This window comes from Pseudoalteromonas rubra, from assembly GCF_000238295.3.
Lineage (GTDB): Bacteria > Pseudomonadota > Gammaproteobacteria > Enterobacterales > Alteromonadaceae > Pseudoalteromonas > Pseudoalteromonas rubra.
In genome coordinates, this window is record NZ_AHCD03000035.1 from 1,238,681 (window position 1) to 1,255,443 (window position 16,763).

General features: G+C 48.8%; 12 protein-coding genes and 1 pseudogene. 7 read left to right on the forward strand and 6 right to left on the reverse strand.

Features of this window, described 5'->3' with window-relative positions; all coding sequences use genetic code 11:
• The first annotated feature begins 16 nt into the window (after window positions 1-16).
• Window positions 17-2,257: a sensor domain-containing protein gene (locus tag PRUB_RS16750; protein WP_040644643.1), complete on the forward strand. Its 2,241-nt coding sequence runs from the start codon at window positions 17-19 to the stop codon at window positions 2,255-2,257.
• Window positions 2,258-2,433: 176 nt separating this feature from the next.
• Here the strand turns inward: PRUB_RS16750 and PRUB_RS16755 are convergent, their stop codons facing one another.
• Entirely contained in the window at window positions 2,434-2,634 is a 201-nt protein-coding gene (locus PRUB_RS16755; RefSeq protein WP_010382591.1) for a hypothetical protein, read from the reverse strand.
• Window positions 2,635-3,422: 788 nt separating this feature from the next.
• On the opposite strand from PRUB_RS16755, the pseudogene PRUB_RS16760 reads away from it, so the two are divergent.
• The 3 genes and pseudogenes from PRUB_RS16760 (at window position 3,423) to PRUB_RS16770 (ending at window position 6,893) form a co-directional block, all read left to right on the forward strand.
• Window positions 3,423-3,815: pseudogene (locus PRUB_RS16760) on the forward strand (MmcQ/YjbR family DNA-binding protein).
• 142 nt (window positions 3,816-3,957) lie between these two features.
• Window positions 3,958-5,802, forward strand: a complete 1,845-nt coding sequence (locus tag PRUB_RS16765; protein WP_010382595.1) for a choice-of-anchor I family protein — start codon at window positions 3,958-3,960, stop codon at window positions 5,800-5,802.
• Between the two features lie 80 nt (window positions 5,803-5,882).
• Window positions 5,883-6,893, forward strand: a complete 1,011-nt coding sequence (locus PRUB_RS16770; RefSeq protein ID WP_010382596.1) for an ATP-dependent 6-phosphofructokinase — start codon at window positions 5,883-5,885, stop codon at window positions 6,891-6,893.
• Here PRUB_RS16770 and nhaD read toward each other — a convergent pair.
• Window positions 6,873-8,270, reverse strand: coding sequence for a sodium:proton antiporter NhaD (nhaD, locus tag PRUB_RS16775; RefSeq protein ID WP_040644652.1), 1,398 nt, complete (start codon window positions 8,268-8,270; stop codon window positions 6,873-6,875). The genes PRUB_RS16770 and nhaD overlap by 21 nt on opposite strands.
• Before the next feature lie 282 nt (window positions 8,271-8,552).
• Entirely contained in the window at window positions 8,553-9,506 is a 954-nt protein-coding gene (locus tag PRUB_RS16780) for a polyprenyl-phosphate transporter (RefSeq protein WP_040644642.1), read from the reverse strand.
• 122 nt (window positions 9,507-9,628) lie between these two features.
• Here PRUB_RS16780 and PRUB_RS16785 point away from each other — a divergent pair, with 122 nt between their 5' ends.
• Window positions 9,629-10,489, forward strand: coding sequence for a DUF3530 family protein (locus PRUB_RS16785; protein WP_010382600.1), 861 nt, complete (start codon window positions 9,629-9,631; stop codon window positions 10,487-10,489).
• Window positions 10,490-10,507: 18 nt separating this feature from the next.
• Here PRUB_RS16785 and djlA read toward each other — a convergent pair whose 3' ends face one another.
• The 3 genes from djlA to PRUB_RS16800 are packed head-to-tail and all read right to left on the reverse strand — an operon-like array spanning window position 10,508 to window position 13,081.
• Window positions 10,508-11,386 (reverse strand): co-chaperone DjlA, encoded by an 879-nt coding sequence (djlA, locus tag PRUB_RS16790; protein ID WP_010382603.1) that lies wholly within the window; start codon window positions 11,384-11,386, stop codon window positions 10,508-10,510.
• On the reverse strand, window positions 11,376-12,053 hold the full coding sequence (murU, locus tag PRUB_RS16795; protein WP_010382605.1) for an N-acetylmuramate alpha-1-phosphate uridylyltransferase MurU: 678 nt from the start codon (window positions 12,051-12,053) through the stop codon (window positions 11,376-11,378). Before murU ends, djlA begins: the two co-directional genes overlap by 11 nt.
• Entirely contained in the window at window positions 12,050-13,081 is a 1,032-nt protein-coding gene (locus tag PRUB_RS16800; protein WP_010382606.1) for an aminoglycoside phosphotransferase family protein, read from the reverse strand. The genes murU and PRUB_RS16800 overlap by 4 nt, the downstream gene beginning before the upstream one ends.
• Before the next feature lie 97 nt (window positions 13,082-13,178).
• Here PRUB_RS16800 and lptD point away from each other — a divergent pair, with 97 nt between their 5' ends.
• Window positions 13,179-15,461, forward strand: a complete 2,283-nt coding sequence (gene lptD, locus PRUB_RS16805; RefSeq protein ID WP_010382607.1) for an LPS assembly protein LptD — start codon at window positions 13,179-13,181, stop codon at window positions 15,459-15,461.
• 14 nt (window positions 15,462-15,475) lie between these two features.
• Entirely contained in the window at window positions 15,476-16,762 is a 1,287-nt protein-coding gene (surA, locus tag PRUB_RS16810; protein WP_010382608.1) for a peptidylprolyl isomerase SurA, read from the forward strand.
• The last annotated feature ends 1 nt before the right edge of the window (window position 16,763 follow it).

A 16,763-nucleotide genomic window follows, 5' to 3' on the forward strand; every position in this document is an offset into this window, starting at 1 on the left:
TGAATCTTTAAGCCTTATGACGAAAACAACAATTATAAAAACAATTACATCTGTTTTGTTGCTTCTGGCCTGGCCGACAATGAGTGCGCCCCTGCCAACAGGCATTATGCAAAATCATTCTTCGACACTGCTCGCTTTGGTGGGCTTTGTCACAGCCGCCACTTTGCTCTACCTGGTCATCTTAAACCGCCGAACAAAACACTCTCTGAGAGCACTCAGACATTCAGAGCAACGCCTCAAAAGTACCGTAGAAGGCAGTGGAGACACACTTTGGGACTGGAATATCCGCAGTGGTGAAATCACTCGTATTAACGATAAGTTCATGCTGGATACAACACCAGGCACCCACCTGATCCCCAACGCCAGCCAGATACACCCTCAGGATCTCCCGCTGGTAGAAAAGCAACTGAAACTCCACTTTGCAGAGAAAACGGCCTTTTTTGAAGCCACTTACCGGGTCAAAAACAGCCTGGAGCAGTATCACTGGGTGCTGGACAAAGGCAAAATTATAGAAAAAGATGACAATCTCAATCCACTGAGGATGACAGGCACAATTCGCGATATTAACCACCTTAAAAGTACCGAAGAGCGCCTGAACCTGTTTGCTAAATGTGTCGAATCTCTGACCGATGCCATTGCAATCTACGATCATACCTTCCGTCTGGTTGACCTGAATCCGAGCTATATTCGAATCTTTGGTGGTGTGCGTGAACAATATATCAATACCGAGTTCAAGCTCCCGGGCTATGATGGCCAGTTCATCAATCAAATCAAAGCCGCTTTGAGAAAGAGCGAGCACTGGCAGGAAGAGCTGAAACTCTACGACCAGACGGGCACTATGCTGCCAATCGAAATTTCCATTGACGAGATTAAAAATAACCATGGCCACATTACCAATTACGTGGTGGTATTCTCTGATCTGACCGAACGCAAAAAAGCAGAGTCACAACTGCACAACTTGTCAAATCGAGACCGCACTACGGGCCTGCCTAATCGAAATCTCTTCTTTACCAATCTGAAAAAGCTCGTCGACCAAAAGCGCGATCACGCTTTGCTGGTCTTTGACCTCGATAACTTTAAGAAAATTAATGACTCTCTTGGCCACCAGCTGGGAGACAGCCTGCTTGCTAAGCTCGCCATGCGCCTCAACAAACTGTGCCGTCAGCAAGATACATTTTACCGTCTGGGTGGCGATGAGTTTGCCCTGGTGATGTCGGGCACAAACGACATTCACACCATCAGTAAAGCCGCTAAACAGTTTCTGGCGGTCATTGCAACGCCGTTTAAAATGGCCAACCATGAGCTGGTGATCACCTCATCCGTGGGCATTGTACTATTCCCTGAAGATGGCAGCACGCCGGAGATTTTGCTGAAAAATGCGGACACGGCCATGTATCATGCCAAACAAAAAGGCAACCACTACCTGTTCTTCAATGACTCGATGAATGAACAAGCGGTTAAGCGTCTGCAAATTGAAAACCTGATGCGTTTTGGCTTAAAGGAAGATCACTTTGTCGTTTACTATCAGCCCAAAATGGACATTGCCAGTGGCGCATTGGTTGGTATGGAAGCCCTGGTCCGCTTCATCACACCGAAAAAAGGCGTGATCAGCCCGGGCTTGTTTATTCCCATCGCAGAAGAAACAGGTCAGATTGTTGAAATCGGTGAAGTGGTACTGGACAAAGCCTGTAAAGACGTCAAACGCTGGGTTGATATGGGACTATTTAATGGCCGGGTTGCCGTTAACCTGTCTGCCCGACAGTTCAGTTTACCGGACCTTACCGCTCGTATAGACCTCATCTTGCAAAAGAATCAACTTCCTTCTTATTTTCTCGAGCTGGAAATTACAGAAGGCACTGTTATGGATGATCCACAAGAAGCAATTTCAATTATGCGCTCTTTGAGCTCTCGCGGGATCCATCTGGCTATGGATGATTTTGGTACCGGCTACTCCTCACTCGCTTACCTGAAACAGTTTCCACTGAATACCCTCAAGGTAGACAAAGCATTTGTGGACGATATGAATACAGAGCGTGGCTGTAACATGGTGGATTCCATCGTTACGATTGCACATAACCTGGGTCTGCATGTTGTCGCTGAAGGCGTCGAGCAGGAACAACAGCTGCATCAGTTACAGCGTCTGAACTGCCAGACCATTCAGGGCTATTACTACGCAAAGCCGCTCTCAGCCGAAGAGTTCGAGCAATTCCTGCATGCACAGCAGTCTGACAAGCCCACACTACAGCTGGTAAACTAGCAGCCTTAACGACCCTAAACAGCAATACACACCTATCTGGGCCCGTTAACCCTGACTTACTGACACATTTTTCATCCAGACTTGTGGATTTAAAGGCCGCGCAGCTAATTTGCCCTGCATCAGGCACTGTGTGCCTCCTGAGCATGCCAAGGACATGGCGCATATATGCTGTTTATTCAGGCGCGCAAAATACAATACTGCTGCCCCACCTGTTTGAGCCAGGCAAGCCGGTAGTGCGCACGAAACAGGATCCACACCACAGGCCCAGCAAATGCAGCCAACAACACCCAGGAGCGCCGTGTGACGCCCGTACAGCGCAATTCATTAAGCATCAGCAATCCGCCCAGGCACATCAAAACAACATACAACACCAACACATCGCCTCCGTATTCGAGATCCAAACGTGAACGCAAGGTCAGACTGGGCGACACGTTAAGTAAATGGGTAACTTTTTTCCCGCGCAGTGTACAATAAGTCTAAAAAGCACGCAAAAACACTTAAATTGTTGCAAAATATTGCATTATTTAATTTAATACGTCCCCAGAAACGATTGGTTTCTCACTCAGGTACCCGAGACATCGGGCACCTGAAATTGCAAATAACTACTAACTTATTATTTTAACTAGGTATTATTTGCACTGACTTAGAAATAAGCGCAGCAAAGTGCACCATCAGATCATGGGCCGGTCTGAACACAACTCACTTTCGCTGGCGATCCTGTTTGATTTTCCTACACTTAGGTTAAGCCGAACGGGATTGAAAGCTTATGCGTGCCAATTTGATTGCACTTTCACCGCATCTGGCGAGGTTCCTGTCTCACCCAGAAGCACGTGAATGTTTAATGAAGTGGGCATTTGTCATTTGGTCATGGTGTGGTTAGCAGTCAATGAGCGGGAGGACACTCCTCCTTGAGCAGATTTGAAATTGGAACTGTAAAGATAAATGGACTGGTTAACCTCTGTGCGTTTTAATACGTATTTTTCTCAGTAGGGTGAAATATACTTATATTGTTGCGCAGCTTAGATAAGGTTATTCAGTTATATTCTTATTTGGTCTTAACTGACTGATAATTTTTACTTATTCCCAATTACAGAAATCTCACAAAAGCTGCTAAAATCAGCCCCATGTTGTTTAAATTTAATTTGTTATTTCAAGGACACGGGCGATGGATCAGAAATTCGTACATGAGTATTTATAGGCTAAGCCTGGGACCTTTATCACAAAACCGTTTGCACAGGACGTGGACGTTTACAAGGTGCAGCACAAAATGTTTGCCACCTTATATGAAGGGAAAGAGGGTCAATTGGGTGAAAATGGTGAGCCAGTTTGGTGGCTTAACCTAAAATGTGATCCAGATGAAGCACTGCTGTTACGCGACAAGTACGCTGCAATTGTGCCTGGCTATCACATGAATAAACGATTATGGAACACCATCGTACTTGATGGCAGCATCCCGGAAGAAGAAATCAAACGCATGATTGATGATTCGTATCAGATTGTGGTTGATAACTTACCCAGCGCGCAACGCGCAGAGCTTGATCGCCTCACTCAGTCTTAGAGTGACCGTCATCATTGGCTTCCCTCGCACCAAGTGCGAGGGCCATTTTCTCTCTCCTTTTATCAAAACCCCGCCTTTGTCATTCTGATGTCAATTATCCCTGTTTTAATGACGGTGATTTTCTCAACTTAGAATAAAGACAATGAAAAAAACACTGATCTCTTTAACGCTACTGGGCTTACTCAGTGGCTGCAGCCTGGATGGCGACGATGGACAAGCAGGTGAGCAAGGCCTGCAAGGTGAAACAGGCCAGGCGGGCACAGCAGGTGAAAAAGGCGATAAAGGAGACGCTGGCGCACAAGGTGAAACCGGTGCACAAGGCCCGCAAGGCGAGACAGGCGCGCGCATGACGGGTGATTTGTCTGCACAGCTGGTCGGCCGTGCCGTATTAAACGTGGCAAGCCCGGAAGGCGCAGCCGAAATCGTCGCTTATCATGCGACCAGTCAGCGTATCTTTGCACTGGACAGCTCCGGAGACAGGCCGCAAATCGCCTTGATTTCAGCCGCACAACTTGATGCGGATAAGCTCAACAAAGACAACCAGGGTGTAATAACTAACACCAACCTTACCGTTACTGAGACGATTGCTGTCAGCGATGTGGTTGCCGCTGATGCAAACAGCCTGGCGATTCATGGCGACTTACTCGCCGTTGCAATGGCGCGCGAAACCGGTGAGACCGGATTTGTGCTGGTCTATGATATTGCCGCACAAACACCTCAATTACTGAAATCAGTCGAAGTAGGTTACCTGCCTGATATGGTGACCTTTAATCAGGATGGCAGCAAAATTTTGGTGGCCAATGAAGGTGAACCAGCAGGCGACTATAGCGTTGACCCGCAAGGCAGTATTGCCATTATAGAGGTCAATAACGGTCAGGTTGCCGCTCAGGCTACTCTGTTAGGGTTTGAAGCCTTCAATGATCAACAAGCCGAGTTACAGGCCCAGGGCGTCGTCTTCGCCAACCCGACCGGGCGCACCATCAAAGGGCAGGCCATCAATACCAGTGTTGCTATGGATCTTGAACCTGAGTACGTTACTGTCAGTAAAGATAACCGCTATGCCTATGTCTCGTTACAAGAGAACAATGCACTGGCTATCGTTGACCTAAGTGATAACTCACTAACAATAAAGGGCTTGGGTTACAAAGACTGGGGTAAATGGACTTTAGATGCATCCGACAAAGATGGCGGCATCAATCTGCGTAGCTATCCGGGTTTATACGGCATGTACCAACCGGATACCATCGCCAGCTATCAATGGCAAGGCGCGAACTTCATCGTCACAGCTAACGAAGGGGATGGACGAGAGTACTTCTTCCCTGCTGCCGATGAAGCCGAGTGTACCGCTAATGGCGGACTAGACTTCGACGAGGACGATGGCTGCCTGGCATATACCGACGAGATCCGAGCCAAAGATCTGACTCTGGCAGATAACTTTGCGTATATCAATAACGACAACGACGACCTGGGTCGCCTGAAAGTGTCCACAGTGATGGGCGATCAGGACAGTGATGGCCAGTATGAGAAACTCTACACTTATGGTGCACGCTCATTCTCTATCTGGGATCAACGTGGTGCCCGGGTGTTTGACTCTGGAGACGAAATCGTACGTATCACCACCGCGCTACACGGTGAGCAGTTTAACAACGATGAAGACACCAACGAAGGCGATACGCGCTCAGACGCCAAAGGGGCTGAACCAGAAGCGCTGACATTGGGCCAGATAGGTGAACGTACCTACGCATTTGTCGGACTGGAGCGCATGGGCAGTATTTTGATCTATGATGTCACCAACCCATTCAATGTCACCTTTACCACTTACCTCATTAACCGAGGTCTGGAAGAAGGGGCTGACATTTCGGGTGATCTGGCACCGGAAGGAATGACCTTTGTAAGTGCCGAGCACAGCCCAACCAACACCCCATTGCTGATCGTCGGCAATGAAATCTCCGGCAGTATTGCCGTCTGGTCGCTGACTCAGAAGTAAAGCGCCCTGTCTTGTACTGTGGCTGCTCTGTGCTGTACATTAATCAAGGTGTATAGCTCAGCCACAGTACAGGGAACTGAATGACCAAAATTGCAATACTCACCAGCGGGGGCGATGCGCCCGGGATGAATGCCGCTATCCGTGCAATCGTGCACAGCGCTCAGCACAACCAGTATGACTGCATTGGCTTTTTCCATGGCTATAATGGCCTGTTAAACGATGAGTGGCAAACTCTGACACACCGGGATGTAGCCAATGTCCTGCAATTTGGCGGCACTATCTTAAAAAGTGCCCGTTGCCGCGCAATGTGCGAACCGCAAGGCCCAAAACAAGCCGTTAATACACTCAGAAAGCACCAGATTGATGCTTTGATCGTAATTGGAGGAGATGGCTCATTTAGGGGACTTGAAGCGATTAAGGCCCACTGGGAAGGTCAGGTTATCGGCCTGCCCGGGACCATAGACAATGACCTGGCTGGCACCGACAACACCATAGGTTTTGCCACTGCGGTCACGACCGCCACCCATGCCATAGATAAGATCCGCGACACCGCAAACGCCTTTGAGCGCGTGTTTATTGTCGAAGTCATGGGCAGACATAGCGGCCATATTGCCTTTCATGTCGGACTGGCGACCGGCGCAGAGGCTATCTTGTCATTCGAAAATTGTGATTCTGCCGACACCAGACAACAACTGGATCGGCTGATAAACCAAATCCAGGTGCAACAGCAACACAACCACGACAGCTTTGTGATTGTATTGGCTGAAAACCTCTGGCCCGGCGGACCTCAGGCCCTCAAAGCACAATTGGCTGAACAGGCTGGTATCGACAGTGCAGTCTGTGTGCTTGGTCATATTCAGCGTGGCGGCAGCCCGGCACCAGAAGACCGGCTACTGGCCACAGAGCTGGGACTGGAAGCCGTCAATGCCGTAATGGATAGCCGAACTGGAATTATGATAGGCAAACAAGGCACAGCACTACACGATGTGCCCCTGTCACATGCGATCAGCGCCGCCAAGCCGGTCGACGCACGCTGGATAAAGGCACAACATGAAGTGCTCACCGAGTACTTAGTCAAACACCGTAAATAACTCGGCGTTTAACCACAAGTGCACCAGGATACTGGCAGCGTAGCCCAAAGCTATCACAGGCGTCCATTTGAGGTGACCAAAGAAGGTATAATAGCCTCTGGCTTGTCCCATTAATGCCACGCCCGCCGCCGAGCCAATGGAAAGCAGACTGCCCCCCACCCCGGCGGTCAGCGTGATCAATAACCACTGGCCATGGGACATCTCAGGCTGCATTGATAGTACGGCAAACATCACCGGAATGTTATCAACCACGGCCGAAACCACACCTAAGAACACATTGGCGGCCGTTGCAGACCAGTCACCATACAACACTTCTGACATTAGGCTCAGATATCCCATAAAGCCCAGCCCGCCAACACACATCACAATGCCGTAGAAAAACAGCAAGGTATCCCACTCAGCGCGTGACACTTTCGCAAACACATCAAAAGGCACCACATTGCCCAGTGCTTTCAGACGTTCCTGATCGCCGGCCTGCTCTGCCTCAGCGCGCTTTCTGTCCAATGAATTGGGTAAAGTGCTCCGTAAAAAATAGCCAAAAAACTGCAAATACCCTAGCCCCATCATCATACCCAGAACCGGCGGCAGGTGTAACAAACTATGGCAAGAGACCGCTGTGGCAATGGTCACTAAAAACAACACCATGATACGCCGCGCACCGCGCTTAAGCTCAATGTGCTCATCACTGGCCGCAGGCTTCTTATTCTTTACGAACAAGCTCATGATCAAAGCGGGCACCAGGTAATTGGCCAGTGCCGGGAAAAACAGAGAGAAGAACTCAGCAAAATGCACGATACCGGCCTGCCACACCATCAGCGTGGTAATATCACCGAATGGGCTGAATGCCCCACCCGCGTTCGCCGCCACAACAATATTAATGCAGCTGAGGTTAATAAATTCTTTGTCACCCTGGCCCACTTTCATGGCGACCGCACACATTAACAAGGCCGTCGTCAGATTATCCGCTATCGGCGAGATAACAAAAGCCAGAAAACCGCTGAGCCAAAACAACGTTCTGAAGTTAAACCCGCGGCGTACCATCCATACCCGTAAGGCATCAAATAAGCGCCGCTCTTCCATGGCGTTGATATAAGTCATCGCCACCAACAGAAATAACATCAACTCTGAAAACTCGAGTAAATTATGCCGAAAAGCATGCTCAGTCAGCTCAGGGATATCGTGCATCACATAGTAGCCGCCGATCAGCATCCAGATCAGTCCGGCCGCCACCAGCACAGGTTTGGATTTACGCATGTGAAGCTTCTCTTCTAGCATGACCAGAATATAAGCCAGTACAAAGATAGCGATACAGATCCAGCCAAGGGCAGCCGAGGTGAGATCGATGGGTGTTGCAACGTGGTTGGCCGCAGCCGACATCGCAGCCGGGTGCCAGAGCATAAAGATTAAGGCGAGCAAAACGTAAAGCGAGTTTTTCATGTGTTATCAGGTCCGAAACAGGGTTAAAACGTGGTTAACTTGAGCGCGGCTACTTGATAGCACACTTTTCGCTCCATCTGCATTCGACACAAGTCTAAGCCCACCGCCTTACTTAGAGTTGCTCTCTCCCGCCAGACAACAAAAAACGGGTGTGTAACCACTGTCACACACCCGTATGATAAGATGATGAAATTTTATCAGTTGACCACTGTTCAGTGCCAACTAGGCGTCTTTACGACTGATCCGCTCAATCATCAGGATCAGGGCTAAGCCCGCCACAGCCAATAAAGCGCAACTCAGAACATAAGGTTCCTGGCCAGATAGACGAGCAAATTCTCCCGGCAACACATTGGCCTGCGTTAACGGCTTCTCTATCCCCTTGGAGTTAGTGTAGGTGGTTAACACTTGCTTCCAGGGCCATAATAAGTTCAGTGAACCAAGCAAAAACCCACATAGCAAGGCAAAGGTGACCTGCTCGAAGCGACTAAGTAACCATGACAACAAACGTGAAAATGCCATCAGGCCAACCACACATCCACCCAAGAACAAAGCGATCAACATCACCTGCATCTCATTGACCGCGCTAAGTACATGACCATACATTCCCAGTAATAATAAGATAAAACTACCGGAGATGCCGGGCAAAATCATGGCACAAATTGCGATTGCGCCAGCGGCAAAATAATACCAGGTCTGTGGCACCGCTTCGGCAGGCGCCAAAGAAGTGATCACATAGGCAATGACCGCACCTGCCAGACACGCACTGATGGTCGGCAGGTCCCAGCGAGAGACTTGCTTACCGACATGAATAAACGACGCGATGATCAGGCCAAAAAAGAACGACCAGACAAATAGCTGATGATGCTCAAGTAAATAAGTAATGAGTTTCGCCAAAGAAGCGGCGCTGGTCAGCAAACCCGCAAATAACACCACCAAAAAAGTGCCGTCTATATGTTGCCACGCGGCCTTTAATCCATTGCTTCTGAGTGTTTTAATGGCGTCCAGGTTGACACTTTTAATTGCCCCAAGCAGGCGGGCATAAATACCGGTAATAAACGCAATGGTGCCACCGGATACACCCGGCACGACGTCGGCGGCGCCCATACCTGCCCCTTTAAAAAACAACCAGATAAAATCACGTTTGGTGTCAGTTTTATTGCTCAAAGCACTCTCCATCGATTTTTTCGGCACGAGTTTACCGAAATTTTGTGACGCTGCACATAGTGACAACCAGAATGTCCTCAAGCTTTGCGGTAAATTGCCGATACAAGGGCATTAGCAAGGTAAGGTGCGCAAACATGCTTAACTATTCCCGGTTTTTTTTGACAGTCAGCCTGGTGCTAAGCCTGGTCGTGACGACACCGACTCAGGCCGCAGAGCAACAGAATCCACCGAGTAAGTCCTCACAATTTGACAGCGATCTACGCTACTGGCTGAGCAGCGAAAAGCTACTGACGATTAAAGATGAAGAACAGGAAATCTCCGTTTTATTCTCAGAATATATGGCCGCACCAAAACGTGGCATCATTGTTTTGTTGCCCGGACTAGAGCAAAGCCAACTCTACAATAATGGCTTAAGTTACTTACATCAGGCATTAACGGATGATGGCTACGATACATATACCTTGCCGGTCCCCGATCTCACAAGCAACGGTGACCTTGCAGCGGATCTCATTGACGCGCAGCCCAATGAAGTGAAAAGTTCGGCGATCCCGGTGCTCAGTGAACTAGCCCTAGACAATTACAAAGCCGCTTTGATTGCCCGCTTTGAAGCCCTCTACAAAACCCTGGCGCTGCGTCAGCAGGAACACATTGCCATAGTAGCATTTGGCAACAGTGCAGGCCTGTTTGCGGAGTATCTGGCCACTTTACCAAGCGTTCGGGTTGATGCGCTAGTCACCGTGAGCGCTCAGCTAGCCAATGCACAACGCAACAGCCACTTACCAGCCAGTTTGTCACTGGTCGCGCCAGCCCTGCTGGATGTCTTTTACACATTCGACAGTCCCCTGGTTTTGGAAACCATTGACGATCGCCGCCGTTGGGCCAGACGTAACAGCAAGCTCGATTATCGTCAAAGGGAGCTTTTTGGAGAGCAGCATCAGCCTTTACAGCATCAGCGACTGCGTAAAGAACTAACCGGGTTTTTACGCCGGCTTTAGTCTGAATTAAAGGCTGAGTTAACTACTGCGTTTTTGTTTCAGTAGTTCATACGCTGACTGAATACTCTGGCTTTTTCGCTTGGCAATTTCCATCATATGCTCGGGCAGACCCTGAGAAACCAACTTGTCAGGATGGTGTTGCGCCATCAGTTTGCGATACGCACGTTTGATGTCCTTGTCTGATGCGCCATCACTGAGACCCAATACCGCAAGCGCTTCGCTGCGTGATACGGCTGATGATTGAGGTTCACGTGCAGAATCACGCTGCTGTCTTTGCTGACCCCCACTCTGACGCTGCTGTGATTGTTGTGATTGCCATTGAGCACGCTGCTGACGAAAACGATACTCGGCCTGATAGCGCCGTAACAAGAAGTTAAACTGAGTCGGAGAAATCCCCAGATACTTGCTCACTTCACGCAGCAGCGCCTGCTCCTGCTCAGATACATGGCCATCCGAAAACGCCATCTGAATTTGAATTTCCAGAAACAACTGCAATAAGTCATAACGCCTGGCAAAGGCCTCTCTGACTTCCCGCACCGCATCTTTCACCGAAAAATCTGCTTCTTTGCCCGCTCTGAAGGCATGCTGTGCTTCGCGTCGATCATCACCCGCCAATGCCATTTCATCCATAAAGGCCGTTGCCGCGCGAATATGTACCTCACTGACTCTGCCATTTGACTTTGCAATATGGCCCATGACAGAAAAGCAGCTGGAAAAAAACAGCGCCTGGCGTTCACTGAGATCGTCACCATTTAAAAAGCCCTGAAATCCACCCACTTTGTCAAAGTCCTGCTTCAGGCTTTTGTCGAACAAATGACCCAGATAAAAGCCGAGAATAGCGCCCAGCCATTTGCCAAACATAAAGCCGAAACCTGCCCCCAACAACTTACCCCACATATGTGTGCTCCACTGCGTTGTTGATCTCAACTAACCGCTCTGGCGTGCCAATATCGTGCCATTGCCCCAAATAAAGTTCCGTTGAGATGCTGCCCTGCGCCAGGCCTGCTCTGAGCATAGGGCCCAGAGCGGCAAACTGTTCAGTCACTTGGTTAAAGAAATCTTTATGATACAAGCCAATACCAGCAAACGTATAAGCCTGAGTAGAGATGCTCTGATGGGCCAGAGGAAAATCTCCGTCCGGGTTATGAGGTGGATTTTCCACCAGTACCAGATGGGCTTCACCTGGTAACAGGTGCAAACGAGACAAGTCATGCACAGCATAATCCGTATAAATGTCGCCGTTGATCACAACAAAGGTGTCTGCATCATCACACAACAAAGGCAAAGCCCGGACAATGCCCCCCGCCGTTTCCAGCCCCCCTTCAGGTTCATCACTGTATTGAATAGACACACCAAACGCACTGCCATCAGCGAAGTAATCACGTATTTTCTCGCCTTGCCACGCCAGATTAATGACGATGTCGGTAATGCCTGCGTCAGCCAACCGTTTTATGTGGTATTCCAGCAAGGGCTTACCTGCAACCTCAAGCAAGGGCTTTGGCATAGTCGCCGTCAGCGGCATCATACGCTTGCCCCGGCCCGCGGCCAAAATCATTGCTTTCATTTTTGTTGTTCCAGCTTAGCCTGTACCAGGGGTATTATCTCGGATTGCAAACTGGTTGCAAGCCATTGAAATGCATCAACACACTTTGCAGTGTCCAGAATGTATTGCAAAGTTGGCAGAATGTTATGTAAATAACCGGGCTTGCCATCTCGTAAATATAATCGCGCAAAGATCCCAGCCGCCTTGAGATGACGCTGTAGCCCGGTCAATGCCAGCTGCTTCTGGTATTCCTCAAAATGACTGTGTGGTGGCAGCAGCCCGGTTTCACGCAAAACGTCAAAACTATAGCGTTGCAAATGGGCCAGTTGCCCTTCAGGTAACCGGTAATAACAGTCTTTAAGCAAGGACACCACGTCATACGTTACCGGGCCCTGCACCGCATCCTGATAATCTATCACCACCCACTGCTGGTCGTGCCACATCAGGTTGCGACTGTGAAAATCCCGGTGCATGGTCACCTGCGTCTGTGCCAGCATATTTTTGATCAGCGCCTGCTTCAGATCTGTCCAATGTTGGTACCAGGCCTTCTGCGGTTCGAAGCTCAGCCAGTTAGTAAGTAGCCACTCGCTGAATATATCCAATTCCATTTCAATGAAGGCCGCATCATAGGGCTTCATATGTGGGCTGGCTGGCAGACGAGCAATGTCAGGCAACATATCAATCAGGGATTCATAGTACCCCTGTACCTCAGACGTTGCAGTAAGCCGGTCGGCCAGGTGCTCAGCCCCCAGATCTTCTAACAACACAAACCCTAGCGCACAATCTGCAGCAATAATCTTTGGTACCCTTACTTTGCCCTGGCTAAAAATCGTGTTCAGCTCAACAAATGCCGTGACGTCACCCACTTCTGGGGCCACATCAAGCAAAATAAATGAGTTGCCCTGATGTGTGACACGAAAATAGCGACGAAAACTGGCGTCTCCGTCAAGGGCAGTTACCTGCTCCGGTAAGACATGATAATGATTGTGCAAAAAGGCCGCGCGGGCCTGCGCTCTCAGCGCAACCTCTGGTGACAGGCTTGGGGTCATTTTTCTTACTATTTCCTATTCTTAACTACTGTAATTAACACGCTTTTCATTTATTATGTCTGGCTTGAAAATGAATTTCGGCAAACAAGGTTGATAAATGAGCAAAGCTTGGGGCCTCTTCGTGCTTCCCCTAATCAGTACAGCGACTTTTGCTAATTCGAACATTGATGGCCTTCAGTGTAAAGACTACTTTCAGCCTAAAAACTGGCAACCCATCGCTGATTTGCCCAATGGCGCTATCGATATTCAGTCTGACAATGTTGAATTGCAGGGCGTCGACAGTGCTGAATTCAGTGGCAATGTCGTGATTAGCTCCAATATCATGAGCTTGTCAGCTCAGGCTGCCCTGATAGACAAACAGCAGGGACTACTCAATGCCACTGGCCCACTCGTTTTTCAGGATAAATATACCCTGGTTAACAGTACTGGTATGTTTGCCAATCTCCAGGAGTACGAATTCAGCCTGCTCGGTGCAGATTATTGGCTGACCCAACAAAATGGTCATGGCAGCGCCGAAAAACTGCATGCCACCGCCAGTCAGGTTGATTTGCTCAATTCCAGCTTTACCACCTGTCCCGGAGAAACCCCTTTTTGGTCAATCGAGGCCAGTAGTATCGTCATGAATCGTGACAGTGGCTGGGGAGAAACGCATCATACTATTCTCAAAATATTAGATACGCCGGTTGTCTATGTGCCCTACTTTACATTTCCCATAGACAATCGCCGTAAATCCGGTGTGCTCACGCCGACGATTAGCAGCTCCAGTCGTCGAGGCTTAGGGGTGGCTGTGCCATACTATTTAAACTTGGCACCAAATTATGACGCAACCATCACACCTCGCTATATGTCTAAAAAAGGCACTCAGCTGATTTCGGAATTTCGTTACCTGACCAAACATCACCAGGGCCAGCTGGCCATAGAGTTTTTGGAGCAGGACGACTCTGCCAAACAACTTGATGAGCGGTATTTAGTCAACTGGACACAAAACAGCTACTTCGATGAAAACTGGCGTGCCAGTGTTGACATTACCAATGTCAGTGATGATGCCTATATTTCAGATTTAGACTCCCAATACGCCAATGAAACAGACACTCAGCTCTACCGTACCGGTCAGCTCAGCTATCTGGGGGATGAATGGGCCGTTGACCTGAAGATCCAAAACTTCGAAGTGCTGGGTAATCACACTGAGTCCTACGCGGTGTTGCCCCAGCTCACGGTTAACCACGTGACGCAAAACTACCAAGGGTTTAATTGGGGGCTCACAGGCCAAATCAGCCACTTTACTAACGATGAGCTGACTGTCACAGACGCAACCCGAATTCACATCGAGCCAAGTGTGTCTTATGACTACAACGCCTATGCCTGGTCATTTGCATCTAACCTGAGTTTGATGCACACCTATTATGAGCAGGACGGAGATGAGGCATTCTCACAATCCCAATATAAGAAATCCGTTTCCCGTACGCTCCCTAAACTGCGCTTACATGGCCAGCTAAACCTGGAACGGCCAACTAACTTTATTTTGCAACAAGGTACACAAACGCTGGAACCACAGATCCAGTATTTGTATACACCCAGAAAAGACCAGTCCGGTATCGCTTTGTATGACACCATCAAAATGCAGGACGACTTTTTTGGTCTGTTCCGGGAGCAGCGCTTTTCCGGTGTCGACTTTATCGCACAGGCAAACCAATTTACACTGGGCGCAACGACCCGATTATTCGACAGCAACAACAGCGAACGCTTTAACTTCAGCATGGGACAGATCCTCTATCTGAGTGACTCAGCTAAGCCCACAGAGCAATCTTTGGAACCCAATTTGCTGACACAAAACAGTCAGGAATTTGGCAGTAAAAACTACAACGCCTTGTTTGCGGCCGAAAGTATGCTGCACTGGCACCGGCGTTGGTATTTCTCAGCCGGTTTACAGTATGATGCCGATGAAAAAGAGCTGATCCAGTCTCACATGACGCTCGATTATCGAGGCAGCAATAAAAAACTCGTTCAATTGAACCATCACTACGCAAGTGATGTCTCAGGATACGAAATTGATCAAATCGGTCTGTTCAGTAGTTTACCGATAGACGAAAACTGGCAGCTGGTTGCCAGCTATCATCGTGATATGACGGCAAACCGCAGCGTTGAAGTATTTGCCGGCCTGCAGTACGAATCATGCTGCTGGGCAGTGCGCATAACAGGTAAACGTCAAATACAAACTGATCTTAACCAAACGATTTCGCGTGATGACGCAATTTTTGACACAAGCTTTGGTATCAATTTTGTGTTAAAAGGGTTAGGCAGCAAATCAAGATATGATGCTAGCCAGTTACTACGTTCGGGTATCTTTGGTTACCGCAGACCGTTCTTTTTAAATAATTAACAACAAAGACTCTTATGAATTTAAAAAAGCTATTATTAGTTCCAATTTTAAGTATGACGCTGGCACAACCCGTTTGGGCTGAGCGTGTCCAGCTGGACAAAGTAGTCGCAACGGTTAACGACGGTGTGGTACTGAAAAGTGAAGTGGACAAGATCCTTAACCGCGTGAAAGAACAAGCAGAGCAACAAAACACAGAGCTGCCATCAGATAAAGTACTGCGCATCCAGGCCATTGAAAAACTCATTGACCAGGTGTTGATGGAACAAATGGCCGCACGCATGGGCATGGAAATCTCTGATGCTCAGCTTGATCAGACACTGGCCAGCATGGCCAAAGATCAGGGCGGTAACATTGCCGATTTACGTATTTCAATCGAAGCCACGGGCGAAAGCTTTCAGGCCTACCGAGAAGAAATCCGTACTGAAATCATGGTTTCGCAAGTACAGCGCGCCGCAGTGGACCGCCGTATCTATATCAGCCCGCAGGAAATTGCTAATTTGCAACAAATTTTGGCACAACAAACTGGCCAGTCGGAAGAATATGATATCGGCCACATCCTGATCAAAGTTGAAAGCAAAGCGAATCCGGAAGACATCGAAGACGCCCGTGAGCGTGCTGAAAAAGTCATTGAGTTTCTCAATGAGGGCCGCGAATTTAAGCGTATCGCCATCGCCTCATCCAGTGGTGCTAAAGCACTGGATGGTGGTCAGCTAGGCTGGATGGGCATCAATGAAATGCCCACCCTGTTTGCCGAAGCGGTAAAAGGCAAGAAAAAAGATGACATCATTGGTCCGCTGCGCTCTGGTGCCGGTTTCCATATTCTTAAAGTACAAGACATTCGCGGACGCCAGGTGGTTGAGCGGGTAGAAATGCGCTCTCGTCATATCCTGGTGAAGCCGTCTATCATCCTCAGCGAAGAAAAAGCACGTGATATGTTAGCAGGCTTTGTGACCGATCTACGCAATGGCGATGCAGACTTTGCTGAACTGGCCAAAGAACACTCAGAAGATCCCGGTTCGGCGCTAAAAGGCGGTGAATATGACTGGACTGATCCGACTACTTACGTGCCCGCGTTTCGTGATGCCTTAATGTCGCTGGAGCAAAATGAGATCAGTGAGCCATTCAGAAGTACCTTTGGCTGGCACATCGTTCAGTTGCTTGATAAGCGTGTTGCTGATAAAACAGAGCAAGCGAAAGCGAACCGTGCCCACCAACTTCTGTTTCGTCGTAAGTTTAAAGAAGAGAGCTTTAAGTGGATGCGTGAAATGCGCGAGCAGGCGCACATAGAAGTAATCGACTAAT